Source organism: Hyphococcus lacteus (assembly GCF_041058985.1).
GTDB classification, from domain to species: domain Bacteria; phylum Pseudomonadota; class Alphaproteobacteria; order Caulobacterales; family Parvularculaceae; genus Hyphococcus; species Hyphococcus lacteus.
This window is the reverse complement of the sequence record NZ_JBEHZE010000001.1, coordinates 807,692-823,852: the sequence shown is the minus strand read 5'-3', so window position 1 is coordinate 823,852 and position 16,161 is coordinate 807,692. Positions and strand designations below refer to the sequence as shown.

At 52.0% G+C, this 16,161-nt stretch carries 15 protein-coding genes; 6 read left to right on the top strand and 9 right to left on the bottom strand.

The features are described from left to right. Positions 1-40 precede the first annotated feature (40 nt). The 6 genes from ABFZ84_RS03955 to ABFZ84_RS03930 all read right to left on the bottom strand — a co-directional run bounded on the left by ABFZ84_RS03955 (position 41) and on the right by ABFZ84_RS03930 (position 6,169). On the bottom strand, positions 41-1,192 hold the full coding sequence (locus ABFZ84_RS03955; RefSeq protein ID WP_369312619.1) for a hypothetical protein: 1,152 nt from the start codon (positions 1,190-1,192) through the stop codon (positions 41-43). Positions 1,193-1,275: 83 nt separating this feature from the next. After that, on the bottom strand, positions 1,276-1,785 hold the full coding sequence (locus ABFZ84_RS03950) for a DUF2141 domain-containing protein (RefSeq protein ID WP_369312618.1): 510 nt from the start codon (positions 1,783-1,785) through the stop codon (positions 1,276-1,278). Positions 1,786-1,899: 114 nt separating this feature from the next. Further along, positions 1,900-3,108, bottom strand: a complete 1,209-nt coding sequence (spt, locus tag ABFZ84_RS03945) for a serine palmitoyltransferase (RefSeq protein WP_369312617.1) — start codon at positions 3,106-3,108, stop codon at positions 1,900-1,902. A 2-nt stretch (positions 3,109-3,110) separates the two neighbouring features. Further along, positions 3,111-3,374 carry an acyl carrier protein gene (locus tag ABFZ84_RS03940; RefSeq protein WP_369312616.1) on the bottom strand — a complete coding sequence of 88 codons (264 nt, stop codon included), beginning with the start codon at positions 3,372-3,374 and terminating at the stop codon, positions 3,111-3,113. Between the two features lie 54 nt (positions 3,375-3,428). Continuing rightward, positions 3,429-4,373, bottom strand: a complete 945-nt coding sequence (locus ABFZ84_RS03935; protein WP_369312615.1) for an NAD-dependent epimerase/dehydratase family protein — start codon at positions 4,371-4,373, stop codon at positions 3,429-3,431. Then, positions 4,370-6,169, bottom strand: coding sequence for a fatty acyl-AMP ligase (locus tag ABFZ84_RS03930; protein WP_369312614.1), 1,800 nt, complete (start codon positions 6,167-6,169; stop codon positions 4,370-4,372). The genes ABFZ84_RS03935 and ABFZ84_RS03930 overlap by 4 nt, the downstream gene beginning before the upstream one ends. A 523-nt stretch (positions 6,170-6,692) precedes the next feature. Here ABFZ84_RS03930 and ABFZ84_RS03925 point away from each other — a divergent pair. From ABFZ84_RS03925 to ABFZ84_RS03910, 4 genes are all read left to right on the top strand, one after another. Then, positions 6,693-7,460, top strand: a complete 768-nt coding sequence (locus ABFZ84_RS03925) for a sterol desaturase family protein (protein ID WP_369312613.1) — start codon at positions 6,693-6,695, stop codon at positions 7,458-7,460. A gap of 225 nt (positions 7,461-7,685) precedes the next feature. Then, a complete protein-coding gene (locus tag ABFZ84_RS03920) occupies positions 7,686-9,812 on the top strand; it encodes a sodium-translocating pyrophosphatase (RefSeq protein ID WP_369312612.1) in 2,127 nt (708 codons plus the stop codon). 124 nt (positions 9,813-9,936) lie between these two features. Then, entirely contained in the window at positions 9,937-10,635 is a 699-nt protein-coding gene (locus tag ABFZ84_RS03915) for an HAD family hydrolase (protein WP_369312611.1), read from the top strand. A gap of 4 nt (positions 10,636-10,639) precedes the next feature. Next, on the top strand, positions 10,640-11,683 hold the full coding sequence (locus ABFZ84_RS03910) for a threonine aldolase family protein (RefSeq protein WP_369312610.1): 1,044 nt from the start codon (positions 10,640-10,642) through the stop codon (positions 11,681-11,683). Here the strand turns inward: ABFZ84_RS03910 and hemH are convergent. After that, complete coding sequence (gene hemH, locus ABFZ84_RS03905) at positions 11,680-12,738, bottom strand: ferrochelatase (protein ID WP_369312609.1); 1,059 nt, start codon at positions 12,736-12,738, stop codon at positions 11,680-11,682. The two genes, ABFZ84_RS03910 and hemH, sit on opposite strands and share 4 nt — an antisense overlap. 187 nt (positions 12,739-12,925) lie before the next feature. Between hemH and ABFZ84_RS03900 the strand changes: the two genes are divergently transcribed. Then, a complete protein-coding gene (locus tag ABFZ84_RS03900; protein ID WP_369312608.1) occupies positions 12,926-13,924 on the top strand; it encodes a hypothetical protein in 999 nt (332 codons plus the stop codon). On the opposite strand, the gene ABFZ84_RS03895 is transcribed toward ABFZ84_RS03900, so the two are convergent. Next, positions 13,898-14,254: a hypothetical protein gene (locus tag ABFZ84_RS03895; RefSeq protein ID WP_369312607.1), complete on the bottom strand. Its 357-nt coding sequence runs from the start codon at positions 14,252-14,254 to the stop codon at positions 13,898-13,900. The two genes, ABFZ84_RS03900 and ABFZ84_RS03895, sit on opposite strands and share 27 nt — an antisense overlap. 213 nt (positions 14,255-14,467) lie before the next feature. On the opposite strand from ABFZ84_RS03895, the gene ABFZ84_RS03890 reads away from it, so the two are divergent. Further along, positions 14,468-15,280 (top strand): SDR family NAD(P)-dependent oxidoreductase, encoded by an 813-nt coding sequence (locus ABFZ84_RS03890; protein WP_369312606.1) that lies wholly within the window; start codon positions 14,468-14,470, stop codon positions 15,278-15,280. A 6-nt stretch (positions 15,281-15,286) separates the two neighbouring features. Here ABFZ84_RS03890 and ABFZ84_RS03885 read toward each other — a convergent pair whose 3' ends face one another. Beyond that, positions 15,287-16,153 carry a DUF2167 domain-containing protein gene (locus ABFZ84_RS03885; RefSeq protein WP_369312605.1) on the bottom strand — a complete coding sequence of 289 codons (867 nt, stop codon included), beginning with the start codon at positions 16,151-16,153 and terminating at the stop codon, positions 15,287-15,289. Positions 16,154-16,161: the final 8 nt, after the last annotated feature.

The following is a 16,161-nucleotide window of genomic DNA, read 5'->3' as shown; positions in this document are numbered from 1 at the left end:
TGAGTGCGGGCGATTAGGCGTAAGCCATTGAAAAGCAGACCTAAAGCGGCTTTTCATAGATCCGGTAGGTTTTATAAATTTCACCCCCCAGATCGAGCAGCAACGACACCATAGATTCATTGCTTTCGAGAATCCACGATAGTTCAGAATGTACGACGCCGCGTGATACGTTGGCCGCTTGTGCAACTTCGATGATTTTATAGGCGAGCGCAGTGCCAATTGGTCGGCGGTGTAATTTGCGCACAACGCCCATAAGCGGCATTCGCGCGCGCGGCACTGGTTTTACTTTTAATCGCCACAAAAGCTTTGCCCAATTAAAAGGCAACAGCTTGCCGCCAAAATCACGCGCCACATAATTCACGTCTGGTAATACTAAGCCGAACGCTGCTGGCTCGCCTTGGTAGTCACAAAAGATAATATTGTGCGGCGATATAATTGGGCGTAACTCCTTCGCCATATGTTCAACCTGTTCTGCCGTAAACGGAACAAAGCCCCAATTTTCGAACCACGCATCATTGAAGATGTCGACCAAACGACCAATTTCATTCTTGAAATCCGACATATCGATATTGCGGATCGTAACGTCCGCTTTAGACATTGCTTTGTCGAGGAAGCGCTTGCGCTTAGGCGGGATCATGTCACCGTGCGGTACATAGCTCAGCGCATACATATCAATGGCTTTGGTAAAGCCGAGATCTTCAACGAGCTTTTGATAATAGCGCCGACCGTGTGGCATCATCACATAAGGGGCCGTGTCGAACCCATCGACCAATAGTCCAACTTCTTCATTGACCGAAAAATTAAATGGTCCGGCAATTTTTTTCATGCCGTGTTCACGCGCCCAATGGGCGGCGGTATCAAGTAGTGCTTTTGCAACGTCTTCGTCGTTGATACATTCAAAAAAGCCGAAATGGCATGCACCATCATGGTGGCGTGCAAGATGCGCGTTGTTAATAATGGCCGAGATGCGTCCAACCGGGTTACCGTCTTTGTAGGCAACCCAAAGTTGGTGCTTTTGCCCTTTAAGGATCAGGTTTTTGTCTGCGTCTAATCGGCTCGCGAGTTCAAACTCCAGCGGGGCCACATAGTTTGGATCATCTGCATAAATCGCATTGGGTACGCGAATAAACACTTTGCGTTCTGCCGGTGTCGTGACCGGCCGTATCTCGACAGTGCGATTAGTTTCAAGCATGGATAATCCTTCGGCTGCTCCGATCTTGAAGACCGGTATCAGTCGTGACTAAAGCGGATTAGCCAAAATGAAAAGTGTGCGACCTAGTTCAGATCGATATAGACTTGCGCTGGCGTGTCTTTGGTAACAGTGAACAGCGCTTTCTCGACGGGTGGGGGCGCAAACCGTACCTTTGGGTTATTAGAGATGCCCCAAGGTTCCGCCGGCAGGCCGATCCCATTTTTGTCGAATGTGCCATTGGCATTGCCGTCGTGATAGACCGACATGGCGAATTGGCCACTTTCCGGCGCAGTGACACAAAACTTGGTCATTGGTGCCTTGGCCGCAAATTTGACCTGTAGCAAGCGTCCACGCCCGCGTAAAAAGCCATCTTCTTTGTTCGGGAACAAATCCGCAGTGATCAATCCGCTGGGGGTTTTAATGCCAGCGACAATTATGCGGATTTCGTTTTCGTCGCCTTTACAGCTGACATGCTCGAACTCGTAATCGGCAGCGGTCGGCGGTGGCGTTTTTTTGGCCAATGCTGCGCCCGTCGTCAGAATAGACGCGCTTACAATCAATGAACTGGCCAAAAGACTGGTACGCTTTAACATGTGTCCTTCATCCTTTTCCTAACCCGACACATAAGCCCCGCAATCGCCAATCGAGCGGCGAAAATGTGGCGCTTATGAGCCTGACGCGATTGTGAAGGCGCGCGGGCTCCCCCCTCAGGCTTCTTGTGCTTGTTTAGACAAGATTTGCGACAGCGCTGTGTAAGCGCTGACAACAATGTCCAAATCGTCATCCGTGTGTGCCGCTGAAACGCTTAGGCGAAGAATCGACGTTGCATTTGGCGTGCCAGGCGGAATAGCCAGATTAACGTAAACGCCATGTTCCATCAGAACGTTCCATGCCATGAAGGCTTGTTCTTTATTCGCGAGTTTAACGGCGATGACCGGGCCAACGGGCGCGCAAGTCTCAAACCCAAGCTGGGTGAATGCCTCGTGGATGCGCTTGGCGTTCTTCCAAAGATTCTCGCGCATTGAATTGTCGCTTGAAATTCGCTTAAGCGCCGCTGAAGCTGCTGCAATATTCGACGGCGATGGCGACGCGGTGAACATGTATGGGCGGCTTGAAAAGCGCAGATACTCCAGCTGTGGATGGTTAGAGGCAACAAATCCACCGATGGAGGCCAAGCTTTTCGAGAAGGTGCCGGTGTAAAAATCAACCTGATCGCGAACGCCCTCGGCCTCGCAGACGCCTTGTCCGTTTTCGCCGAACACACCGAATGAATGCGCTTCATCAAGCAATACATAAGCGCCATGTTTGTGGGCGACTTCGACAAATTCCTTGACTGGCGCAACATCGCCAAACATCGAATACATCCCCTCAAGACAAACCAGCTTGCCTTTGACCTCTGGCCCAAGGCGGGACAAGCGCTTGTCGAGGCTCTCAGGATCATTATGACGGAAACGGATTGTCTCCGCGCCAGAAAGTTGACACCCATCATAAATACAGGCGTGACAGTCTGCATCGATTAGAATCACGTCATGGGGCGCGGTGGCGAGAGCGGAGATAGCACCAAGGTTCGCCTGATAACCGGTCGAAAAAACCATGCAATATTTATAACCCAAGAACTTTGCCAGATCTTCTTCGAGTTGGCGGTGGGCCGAGTAGGTACCATTGGCAAAACGCGAACCAGTGGTGCCTGTGCCGGATTCTTTAACCGCTTCGACGGCGGCTTCGACGGCACCTTCGTCGTAGGTCAGGCCAAGATAATTATTGGTTCCTGCAAGGACGATTTCTTGGCCTTCAACGATTGCGCGCGTCGGGCCTTTCATTTCGTCCATCTTGACGCTGAATGGGTCGCGCGGCGATGCCTCTAAAAGGCTTTGCAAAAGTTTTGCGGTTGGCTCGAATTTGTCAAACAGGCTCATCGCTAGGACTGCTCTTTCTTGATTTCGTGAATGGCATCGACCAACTCGCCGATTGTTTTGATTTCCGAGATCGTATTGACCGGAATGGAGATGTCGTAATTATCTTCAATATCCATCACCACGTCGAGCAACGACACGGAGTCGATTTCGAGATCTGCAATAATGTCTGTATCGCGAGTCATCTTGACGCCCTTCTCATTAAGGGGCTCAAGCAGCGCACAAATCTTGTGGAACACGAGATCGTCGTCTTCCTGAATGCCGGACATCGTCTTATCTCCTTGATCGGTTTTTAGCGAAAAGATGGCGAATGATGTTTAACGCTAAAGTAGGCCGTGTTTTTGATACCAATGGGCGGTTTTTGCAAACCCTTCTTTCAATGAAGTTTGTGGCTGCCATCCACAAGCGTCGGACAGCAAGTTCTCGCGCGCAACCCAGTCAGGGTGAAAAAATTCATTGATCTGACCCTCACGCACGCTGGGGGCACGATCAAACAAGCGCTCAAAGCCCCTAACGCCGCTATGATAGAGCGAGATGACGCTGCGCGGTACCCGTATCGGCTTGGGCTGGGTACCGAGGGTTTCGCCCAGAGCGGCGTTGATTTCTGACCATGCAAAACCGTCGCGGCGCTCATCTCCGACCTCATAAACATGACCGGGCGGGGCTGATTGCGCAGCTGCAATAAGCGATGATGCTGCATCTTCTACAAAAAGGATGGAGGCGCGGGCTGGCGTTTCGGTGCGCGGTTCGAGGGCAAGGCCGCTTTTGACCAGCTTAAAAACCGGCAGGGTCACCATATCCCGTGGCCCATAAATAGCCGGCAGACGCAGGGCCACCCACCTCCCGCCAACAGCATCGACTGCCGTTTCGCTTTCAAATTTGCTTTGTGCGTAGGGTGAGGTATTCGGCATCCTTGCGGACATAGATGATGTGTGAACGAATAATGCGCCAACGTCGCGACTGGCTTTTGCGGCGGCGACCGCACCGTCTACGTTGACCTTGCGATAGTCGTCGGGGTGTTTTGCGTGTGTCAGACCGGCAAGATGAAAAAAAACATCAACACCATCAGCTAAATTCGCAAGCGCCTTTGGATCAGCAAGGCTGCCTTCGACCACGCGTAGTTTTTGCGTCGTGTTTAAATGTTCGGGGTTCAGGCGTGCGGGATCACGCGCTAGTGCGGTAACTTCCCAGCCATCGTTGATTAGGTGTTCGATCAGTGCGGTGCCGACAAAACCGGTGCCGCCGGTGACCGCAGCTCTTTTGTTCAAACGCGGGCCTCTGCGAGTGGGCGCACCGCATTCTCTTGTGACGCGTCTTCGCCAAACGCACCATCTAGGTATTTTTGTTTTACCTTGGCGCGCGATAACTTACCGGATGATGTAACCACCATCGAATGCGGGCGCGCGAGAACAATTTCTGCTGGTGCGCCGACTGCGTTTTGCACAACAGAAGAAACTTCGCGCTTCAATGTAGCAAGCGCTTCTGCGTCAAGACCACGCCGCTCTGCAACGACGACAATCCGTTCTGAACCGCCATCATCAACGGAAAATGCTGCAACACCACCGCCGCGTACTCCATCGACTTTTTCAACGGCCCATTCGATGTCTTGTGGCCAGATATTCCGACCATTGATAATGATCAGGTCTTTGGCGCGGCCCGTGATAACAATCTGACCGGCGAGGAAATATCCCATATCGCCAGTGTCGAGCCATTCGCCATTATACATTGCGGCTGATGATTCCGGATCGGAAAAATAACCGGGCGTAAGGCTTGGCCCTTTGATGAAGATCCGACCAACCTGGCGTTCTTCAATCCGGCTGCCGTTTTCATCGCGGACTTCGATGGCGTGACCTTCTAGGGGGCGGCCGCATAATACGAAACCACGTTTGTGTTCGGGAGATGTCACGGCTGATGCGGGTTGCGCCACACCGGAACGGGTGTAATGGCGCATGTCGACCTCATCGACCATGACTTCTTCTTCGAGATCCGGGAACGAGATCGCTAGGGTTGCTTCGGCCATGCCGTAGCTCGGCAGGAATGCCGTTGCGTTGAAACCAAATGGTCCAAAAGCCTCGGCAAAGGCGTTTAGCGCTTCGGGGCGAACCATATCGCCGCCAATACCTGCAACGCGCAACCGCGAAAGATCAATCGCGCCCGGTTCCGCACGCGCAGAACGCTTTGCCGCTAATTCGTACCCGAATGAAGGGCTGTAGGTAATCGTCGATTTATGTTCGGTGATAATCCGCAACCACAATAATGGCCGACGAACGAAATCAGATGTCGCTAGGAAATCAACACCAACCTGACAGGTCATTGGTGTCAGTACAAAACCAATAAGGCCCATGTCGTGATAAAGCGGCAACCAGCTCGTGGCGCGGTCACCATCGCGCAGGCCCATACCGTGGCGTGCAATCGCAGTCAGGTTCGCACAAACAGTACGCTGCATTCCGATGACGCCTTTGGGCGCGCTAGTCGAACCGGAAGAATATTGGATATAGCAATAATCATCAGGGCCAAAAGGCACAGCCTCTACGCCGTTATCTTCGAGCGCATTCAGTTCATCAAAATCAAGAACGGTATCACAGCCCGCTTGATCAGCCGCATCGGACAGGAACTCCCGTAAATTCACAGGGCCAACCACTGCATCAGCCTTGGCACCAGAAATCATCTGCCGAATTTGGGTGATGTATCCATCCTTGCCGCCAAGATTAACCGGCATCGGCATCGGCGCGGGGATCAGGCCGGCATATTGGCAGGCGTAAAATGTCGTCAGAAATTCAGGGCTTGTCTCCGCAACAACCGCAAGGCGCGCACCGCGCTCAAACCGACCGGCAAGACGACGCGCTAGTATTTTCGCATTGTCGCGCAACTCCCGATAAGGCAGGGCAGTCGAAACTTCGCCACGTAAGTTAAAGAACGAATACCCTGTTTCACCTTGGGCGGCGTAATCGAGCGCGTCGATGATCGTCGTGAAGCCACCCGCCTTCGTTGCCAGCGATTTATTACTGGTCGGGGTAGGCATGTTTGCTGGTTCTTGTTTGCCAAGTTCTGGGATCACGGCCATTTATTACGCCCCGCACTCTGCCGGCTGTTTCCGGCACGTTGGTGTCCGGTACTAGCCCGGAGTTTATGATACCGACTTACGCCGGCGGATTTGCCACCAGCATCTGCCGGCATATTTAACTTTGCGACCTCAGGCCGGTTTTGTCACCTTCTGGCACACGTTTTCGTATGCCTCCAGCCTCATGCTGCTCCAGGTTTCCCGGCAGTTGAGCGACTTCAACCCCTCGGCCCACACCAGAATATGGGCTAACGGCATTAATCTTGAGCCGATACAAGGCCTTGGGTCAACGGGCAAGTCCTTTACTTACTGCATTGCATCAAGATTTGCGGCGAGATGTTACAACTAGCGCACAATTCGGCGCGGATAATTGATCGAGAATGGGACAAAGGCGCTTGAACCCTGGCCTTGGTGAGCCTACTTTCCCCACGCTGTGATCGCGCCTCGCGGGATCGCAACCCTATTGTTATGGCCGCCGATATGGATGATGTATCCTCGGTCTCAGCAAACAACATCAGGTGCGCTAATGCGGCTCTTTATCGGTTATAAAGCATGGAAAGAAGAGGAATATCTTCTCAACCGCATGACATTTGACGACCTTGTCAAAGCATATATCACCTATCCGGCGATCCAGATTTACGCGCTGATTATGGTCATCGCAGTTGGTGTTGGCATCGCTACGATAACGTCTATACCTATGTTTTTGCTGGCTTTTGGCGTCGGTGCGGTGATGTTTCCGATTTCATGGTATATCGTTCACCGGTTCATCCTGCATGGAAGCTGGATGTACAAAACGCCGTATCTCGCGCGGTTATGGAAGCGAGTTCACTATGATCACCATCGTTTCCCCAACGACCTTTCCGTGTTGTTCGGCGGTCTCCACACCACGCTTCCGACGATTATTTTTGTAGCGGGTCCGATTGGATATCTGATTAGCGGTGTTTCTGGTGCCGCTGGCGCTATTTTAGGCACGGTTGCCATGACCTGTTACACGGAATTTTTGCATGCTGGGCAGCATCTCGCTTTTGAACCCAAGTCAAAATTCTGGAAAACGATCAAAACACGCCACCTCGCACACCACTTTCACAATGAAAATGGTAACTACGGCATTGCAGAATTTTTCTGGGATCGTGTCTTCCGGACATTCTATGAAACGACAGAGGATGCACCGCGCAGTGCGACCGCGCGTAACCTTGGTTACACAGACGAAACGGCCGTTCGTTACCCTTGGGTTAAAGAACTCACGGACGCCGAGCCAGACACAAAACGCTCGATGCGTTCACGCGCTGCATAACGGCTTTTCCGACGCTTAAAAACGTTCCGACCTGACCTGCGCCGACTTGGCCATACCAAGTCGGCGTAAGTTTTTGTTGATTTTAACCTTTTGCTTTGTCAGATTCGCCGATGACTTCACAAGGGGCGGGTTGAAGCGCGCGCGAATTTCCTTCGTTGCTGCGGCCATACCTGGCACTGCCACTTAACAATCAGCAAAAAATATAAGATTGAGGAAGGGAACATCATGAGTTTGGAGCTTTGGGCGGTTATAGGGGCCGGTCTTTTAGCCATACTTTACGGCGCGATTACCGTAAAATCAGTACTTTCACTGCCAACTGGAAATGACCGCATGCGTGAAATTGCGGCGGCAATCCAAGAGGGCGCGAGCGCCTATCTAAAGAAACAATATCAGACCATTACGATCGTTGGCTGTGTCGTATTTCTGGTACTACTTGGGGCTTTCAAGCTCGATTTTATTCCGGCATTTGGTTTTGCGATCGGTGCCGTTCTCTCGGGTGCTGCGGGCTTTATAGGCATGCTGGTTTCTGTTCGGGCCAATGTCAGAACGACTCATGCCGCTAGCGAAAGCCTTGGCAAAGGACTGTCAGTTGCGTTTCGTTCGGGCGCGATCACCGGGCTTTTGGTGGCTGGTCTCGCGCTTATGGGGCTTGCTGCATATTATGGGTTCCTTACGGGTGTGCTTGGCCACGCGCCGGAAAGCCGTGCCGTTGTGAATGGCTTGGTGTCGCTCTCGCTTGGTGCGTCATTGATTTCGGTGTTTGCGCGTCTTGGCGGTGGCATCTTCACCAAGGGTGCTGATGTTGGCGGCGATATGGTCGGCAAGGTTGAAGCGGGCATTCCAGAAGATGACCCCCGAAACCCGGCGACAATCGCGGACAATGTTGGCGACAATGTCGGTGATTGTGCGGGTATGGCGGCCGATTTGTTTGAAACCTATGTGGTGACTGTTGCTGCCACCATGGTGCTTGGGTCGATCTTGTTCACGGCAAATGCCGCACAGTTTATGTTCTACCCGTTGGCGATTGGTGCGGTTTGTATCATCACCTCAATCATCGGGACATATTTCGTGACCCTATCCAAGGGGTCTACGAATATCATGGGTGCGCTCTATAAGGGGTTGATTGTGACGGGCGTCTTGTCGCTTGTGGCTGTGGGCGGCGTCACGTTCCAGATGTTCGGGTTTTCCGAAACTGTTGCCGAAACCAGCCGCGGGCTTCCTTTCACCGGGCTTAGCCTATTTCTCTGCGGTGTAATTGGTCTTGTTGTAACGGGACTTATCGTTTGGATCACAGAATATTATACGGGCACAGAATACCGCCCGGTGAAATCGGTGGCGCTTGCGTCTGAATCCGGACACGGCACAAACGTCATTCAGGGGCTTGCTGTTTCTATGGAAGCCACCGCACTGCCGGCGATTGTGATCGTTGCTGCGATTATCACGTCATTCAATCTTGCGGGACTTTTCGGGATTGCAACGGCTGTGACCACGATGCTTGCCTTGGCGGGTATGATCGTTGCTCTTGATGCCTTTGGTCCGGTTACGGATAATGCCGGTGGTATCGCAGAAATGTCAGGCCTTGAAGGATCGGTCCGTGATACGACTGATGCGTTGGATGCCGTTGGGAACACAACCAAAGCGGTTACAAAAGGCTATGCGATTGGCTCAGCCGGGCTTGGGGCACTGGTGCTCTTTGCGGCTTACACCAAAGACATCGAGCACTTTGTTGCACACCCAACGGAATACCCGTTTTTTGCGGACGTGAATGTCAACTTCTCGTTGTCTGACCCTTATGTGATTGCCGGTCTGTTGATTGGTGGTTTGTTGCCATATCTCTTTGGCGGGTTAGCGATGCAGGCCGTTGGTCGTGCTGCTAGTGCGATTGTCGAAGAGGTCCGTCGGCAGTTCAAAGAAAAGCCGGGCATCATGCAAGGCACAGAGAAGCCTGATTATGCGCGCGCGGTCGATATGCTGACCGGAGCGGCGATCAAAGAGATGGTGGTGCCGTCAATGCTGCCGATCTTCTCACCGATCGTTGTTTATTTTGTCATCCTTGCGGTTGCTGATAAATCTGCTGCGCTTTCTGCGGTGGGTGCGATGTTGATCGGTGTCATCGTCACCGGTTTGTTCGTCGCGGTGTCGATGACTGCCGGTGGCGGCGCGTGGGACAACGCCAAGAAATATATCGAAGATGGCAATCATGGCGGAAAGGGCTCAGAAGCCCATAAAGCCGCTGTGACTGGCGACACTGTTGGCGACCCTTACAAAGATACGGCGGGTCCTGCGGTGAACCCAATGATCAAAATTACCAATATCGTGGCATTGTTACTGCTCGCATCATTGGCAGGATAACTATTGGTTTACGGATGAAAAAGGGCCCTACGGGGCCCTTTTTTGTGGTCGCTTAATGCCTACTGGATAAAATGTGGCCGCGCTGCCATAAGGCATCAACAGATGGCCAAAGGTATAGAGTGTGATGACAAAGTTCGAGGCAGTCATTTTTGATTGTGATGGTGTGTTGGTGGATTCCGAAGTTCTTGCAATTCGTGGGGAGCGCAGCGTTTTGGTGGATCTTGGTCTGACATATTCACCTGCCGAATATGTACAGAAATTTGTCGGTCTTCATGATGGTGCATTTTTCAAAGAATTGCGCGCTGATTACTACGCAATGCATCAATGCGATGCGCCTACGGATTTTGAAGAGACCATTTTGGCCGGACGTGGTCGTGAACGACATCTTCTGCAACCGATAGACAATGCGGATAAAGCGCTTGTGGCGGTTCGTGATCGCTTTGGACATTTGGGCGTCGCGTCGTCATCGCGGGCGCATTTTCTTAAATCGAAATTAGAGCGTACATCGCTTTACGATCTTGCCGCGCCACATGTTTACTCTGCTGATCTCGTCGCCGAGGGTAAACCGTCACCCGATATTTTTCTCTATACGGCCGAAAAAATGGGCGTGAACCCAGCACGCTGTCTGGTATTAGAAGATAGCGCAAACGGTGTTCGCGCCGCGATTGCGGCTGGGATGACGGCGTGGGGCTTCCTTGGGGGTGGTCATTGTTACGACGGTCATGGCAATCGCCTTTTAGAAGCCGGAGCGGTTGCTTTGATGCCGAGTTTTGTAGAATTTATCGCAGGTCTTGACGATATACGTTCGACTGAGCCAGCGTAAAGTCATGACCTTTGCTTCTGATAATTGGGCAGGTGCCGCCCCTGAAATTATTGCGGCCATCGCGAACGCGAACGAGGGGGCTGTTCCTGCTTATGGTGGTGATGGTCTGACGAAACGCGTTGAAGCGCGCTTTGCCGAAATTTTTGAATGCGACGTGGCGGTTTATTTCGTGGCAACCGGCGGCGCGGCAAACGGGCTTGCATTGTCAGTAATGACGCCGCCCTACGGCATGGTTTTGTGTCACGAAGAAAGCCACATTCAAATGGATGAATGCGCCGGACCGGAGTTTCTTACCGGCGGTGCAAAACTGCTACCGATTTCGGGCAAGGGCGGGAAGTTAACGCCTGACGCGGTTACAAAAGCACTAAACGGATTTCCCGAACGCCGGCCCCACGGTGCCCCTGCATCCGTTTTGTCGCTCACCCAAGGGACAGAATGCGGCACGCGATATTCTGTTGACGAATTAAAATCGCTAACCGGTTTGGCCCATGACGCTGGGTTGCTTGTCCATATGGACGGTGCGCGTTTTTCGAATGCTGTTGCGGCCTCTGGTGAAAGCCCTGCCGCGTTAAGTTGGCAATCGGGTGTCGATGTCCTTTGTTTTGGCGGGACAAAAAACGGCTGTATTGCCGCCGAAGCTGTAGTATTTTTCGATAAAGACAAGGCGCATGATTTTGAAATGCGCCGTAAACGGGCGGGCCATTTGTGGTCAAAGATGCGTTTTATCGCCGCCCAATTCGATGCCTATTTCCATGATGGGCTTTGGTTGGCGTTAGCAAGCCACGCAAACAAAATGGCGTCAAAGCTTTCGACCGGGCTTGCGGCTATTGATGGTGTCGAAATTTCGTATGCCACTGAAATCAACGAGGTTTTCGCCTGTTTTCCGGAAGGAGTTGCGGACAAGCTACGGGCGGAAGGTTATTGGTTTTACCCGTGGATTACACCCGGTGACCCCGTGAACGGGCGCATGAGCCGTTTGATTACATCGTTCAGAACAACAGAGGCTGAGGTCGATGCATTTCTGGCGTGTGTCCGAAAGTTCGCCTAAACCCAACCGGCGGTTTCGCGCCGCGCGATATCAGCCAATAGAGTATTCATTTCTGGTGTGTCGTTGAGACAGGGAACGGCGGTAAATTTCTCACCGCCCGCAGAAAGAAAAGTTTCTCGCGCAGCGATATCAATTTCTTCTAGCGTCTCAATACAGTCAGCGACAAAGCCGGGCATGATCACAGCAATATTTTTGGCACCGTTCTCAGCTAGCTCTTTGATGGTTTCATCCGCAGCAGGCTCGAGCCATTTCTCGCGCCCGAATTTTGACTGAAACGCTAAAGGCGCAAATTCCTCTGACCACCCCATTTTTTCACGCAGTAATCGCGCAGTCTTTGCGCAGTGACAATAATAGGGATCACCGGCTTCGAAATAACGCTGTGGTAAGCCATGAAATGAAAGCACGATACGGTCTGGTTGCCAGCCGATCTTTGTAAAGTGCTGGCGCGTAGTTTCCGCAAGGCCTGATATATAAGCCCCAGCATCATGAAACGCAGGGGCAATCCGAATGGCAGGTTGCCACCGCATTGCTTTTACGGCGTCGAACACAGCGTCAGTTACACTGGCGGTGGTTGTCGCTGAATATTGCGGATAAAGCGGTATGACCAAGATCCGTGTACAGCCTGCGGCCTTTAACGCATTGAGTTTTTCGGAAATTGATGGCGTACCATACCGCATGGCCCATTCGACGGTTACGTCATCAAAATGTGTTGCTAGATTTTCGGCTTGGGCCCGGGTGTAATAGCGTAGCGGGCTTTCATTGCTCTCTTCACGCCATATTTTTTTATAATTCTGGGCGGTCGCTGCGGGGCGAATGTTGAGAATGAACCCATAGAGCACCGGCAGCCACAGTGCACGCGGCAAATCCACGATCCGCGTATCACTGAGGAATTCACGCAAATAAGTCCGTACAGCGCTCGTGGTGGGTGCCTCCGGTGTTCCGAGATTGACCAAAAGCACCCCGACGCGACCCTCTGCCACAGGTGGGTGTGCTGTTGGCGCGTGCTGCGGTTGGTCGCTGGAGCCCGCATTTTTTGGTGCTGTATCGTCGGTCATGGGCTGGGCTTCCTTGGGCAGGTGTAATTCATTGACGGTTTTCGCAAATAATCGGTGTTCTGTCACAATAGTGAAACATAAAAAATAGAGTGTGCGCGCGAGGTCAGGGGGGCGCGCGCTGCGTGCGCGTGTCCAATTAAGTGTTGGTGGTTTTATAGCGGCCAACCGGATCGGATAAAGGTCGAGCATGGACATTGATATTGGGTTATGGGCGGCGATTGGCTTTATGTTCGCGGCTTATGCTGTTGTCGGCAATGATGCATTGCAGACATTAGGGACATTCATCAATTCCAATCGGCGCTTGCCATGGTGGGCGCTGTTCCTTTTTGCTGCGACCGTGCTCGTGGTCGTGTTTGCTTATGGCTATATCAGTAGTGGTGGTGACCCGTCTTTTGGTCGCCTGAGCAATGTTGATAAATATCCAATTTTTGAGCCTCAATGGTATCACGCCTTGCCGCCGCTCATGCTTTTGTTGCTGACCCGTTTAGGTATTCCAGTTTCGACGACATTTATGGTGCTTGCGATTTTCGCGACCATGGGTGGCATGCAGAGTATGTTGACCAAGTCGCTCATTGGTTATGGGGTTGCTTTTTTAACAGGGGGCGTGATCTACGCGGTGCTCGCACCAACGATTGAGCGCTGGTTTCTAAAGACATCAGAACAGCAACATGCGCCGATTTGGGTGCTGCTACAGTGGATAACCACAGGTTATTTGTGGGCAGTCTGGTTGATGCAGGACTTCGCCAACATCTTTATTTTCCTGCCGCGCGGCGTAGATGCGACGGGTGCAGCGGCATTGAATCCGATGGAGGCGTCGATCGCTGTCGTCGGTATTTTAGTGTTGTTGGCCTATACGTTTTGGAATCAGGGCGGCCCGGTTCAACGGATTTTAAAATCAAAAACCAATGTTTCTGACATTCGCTCGGCGACCATTATTGATTTCACCTACGCATCGCTTTTGTTCTATTTCAAAGAACTCAATGACATTCCAATGTCGACAACTTGGGTTTTCTTGGGCCTGATCGCCGGTCGTGAATTCGCTATTGCAACGCTGGACAATATCCGGTCGCCCCAAGCCACAGCAAAGATTGTGTTCGCCGATGCGGGCAAAGCATTTGTCGGTCTGGTCATCAGTGTTGCGATGGGGGTTGGCTTACCGCTAATCGCCGAGATGCTCGCCGGGTAGACCCTTGCCGTCTTTCGGTAGTTTGTCTTTGACCTTGTAACGGGCTTCATCCTGACGGCGAAAGCGCATGCGCATTTGGGCGTCGTCTAACACGCGATAGGTTTTGTGTTGGTCGTTATTGGCGCGGCTGTCATGAAATGCGGCGGCTGTTCGCGTGGGGCGGTCTTTCATGCGATAGGCGCGACGCGGACCTGCATTTTTGGTTTCGGGGTCTTCGGCTAAAGCGAGCCAGCCGATCTGTCCGGGCGAGTCTGCTTTCACATTCGCCAGATACCACACCACGACCACCCCAAAGACAGAGACGATCAACAAAAATTCCAGACTATCCATGCTATTTCCGCAATTTCGGCATTAAAGTATAACGTTAATGTATCGTTAAGGGAAATATCGCGCCGATTGAAATCGCCCGCAAGCACTGGTGCAAAGCCTGTGCTAGCGCTGAAAGGGCGCGCGCGGTTAACCAAAGCTGTTCGGGGCTATTTACCAAGTTGGCCAATAATCCGATGATGGGCGTAATCCACCAGCAATCTTAGAAATGGTCTTATGGAATATCAGGGAAAATGGGCGCTTATCACGGGCGCATCAGCCGGTATCGGCGCGATGTTTGCGCGCCAATATGCAGCCAAGGGCACAAATATCATTTTGGTGGCGCGTCGCGAAGACCGAATGGCTGCGCTTGGGGCCGAACTTGAAAAAGATCACGGCGTCAAAACCAAAACCATCGTTGCGGATTTATCGTCACCGTCGGCCCCCCAAGAAATTTTTGATCGTCTACAGGCTGACGGCACACCCGTTGATATTCTGGTGAACAACGCGGGTTTTGGTATGCCCGGCTATTTCACGGAAAATGATTGGGCTGCGCACCGGGGTTTCCTCGAATTGATGATCAATTCCTATGTGCAGCTTTCGCGGTTGGTCTTGCCCGGCATGCTCGAGCGAAAATTCGGCCGGATTATCCAGGTGGCGTCCGTCGCGGGCCTTGTGCCTGGCTCTGCGGGGCACACACTTTACGGACCAGTCAAAGCGTTTCTGGTTAGCTTTGCGCAATCGCTTGCTGCCGAAAATGAAGACACTGGCGTAAAATCGTCTGCGCTATGCCCCGGTTTTACCTATTCGGAGTTTCACGATGTGAACTCTACGCGCGGCCTCGTTTCGCAACTACCAAAATATATGTTTATGGAAGCCGAACCAGTGGTCGAAGGCGCTATCCGCGCGGTCGAGAATGGCCCGGTCGTTTACGTACCAGGCCGTTGGAATAAGTTCTCAGCGGGATTGATGCGGACGGTTCCGCGCAGTTGGGCGCAAAATCTTATGAAAAAACAGTCCGCAAGGTTTCGTCGAAAGACTGGCGATTAGAAATTTCTATTCGCCCTTTTTGCCGAAAACTCGGTTCCAAAGAATGACGAGCGGAGCGAAAATTAGGAACCATAATTTCTTCGCGAAACCTAGCAATATCGCGCCTAAGCCAGCGGCAAGCACTTTGCTGTATTTAACGCCCACAAGTCCGGCCAATACGCCAAGGACGCCATAGGATGCAACTTTATCGCCTTCGATAAAGTCAGCATAGGCGATCCCCATATTCGATTCGTATGCAGTTAAATTCTGATCAATCAAAGCGACAATGTCGGATGCTGCCACGTCGGGATCGGTCGGGATAATCAAGAAATTTACATAGCCCTTTCGGTCAAATGTAGCGGCTTTGATGTTGACTTGCGGATTGCCGTCCCAAGTCATGCGGGTTGCGTAGTACAGATAATTTTTATCTGTATTCAGCGTTGGTTCAACGAGCCATCCATCCATTTGGATTTTAATGCCAAGTGTATCTCCTTGGGCGGCAACGCTATCCTCAAGCGATTGCCAAATGGCATCGACCTCCTTACGTCGATCTTTGTGATTCCAATCGTCATAGGTGATATACCCGTCGGAATTCGGCATTTCGATCAGGAGTGTGTCGATTGCCGGTGACGGAACAATTATGATCTTATCAACGGCACCACATAAAGATTTTTCCCAGCCCCATTCGGCCACAACCAGTTGGCAAGCATCGTTATCAGTTAGATAGAATCCGCCATCGCCAATGGGTGAAATGCTTCCCCGCGCCAGATCAATCTTGTCGGTGAACTGATTAGGCGCGTATTCATAAGCAGCATCTTGGGCCGATGCGCTGGTCAGAAGTGATGCCAAAACCGAACACACCAATGCCGTACGGAATGTATTGAATAAAGTCATATTCCCCC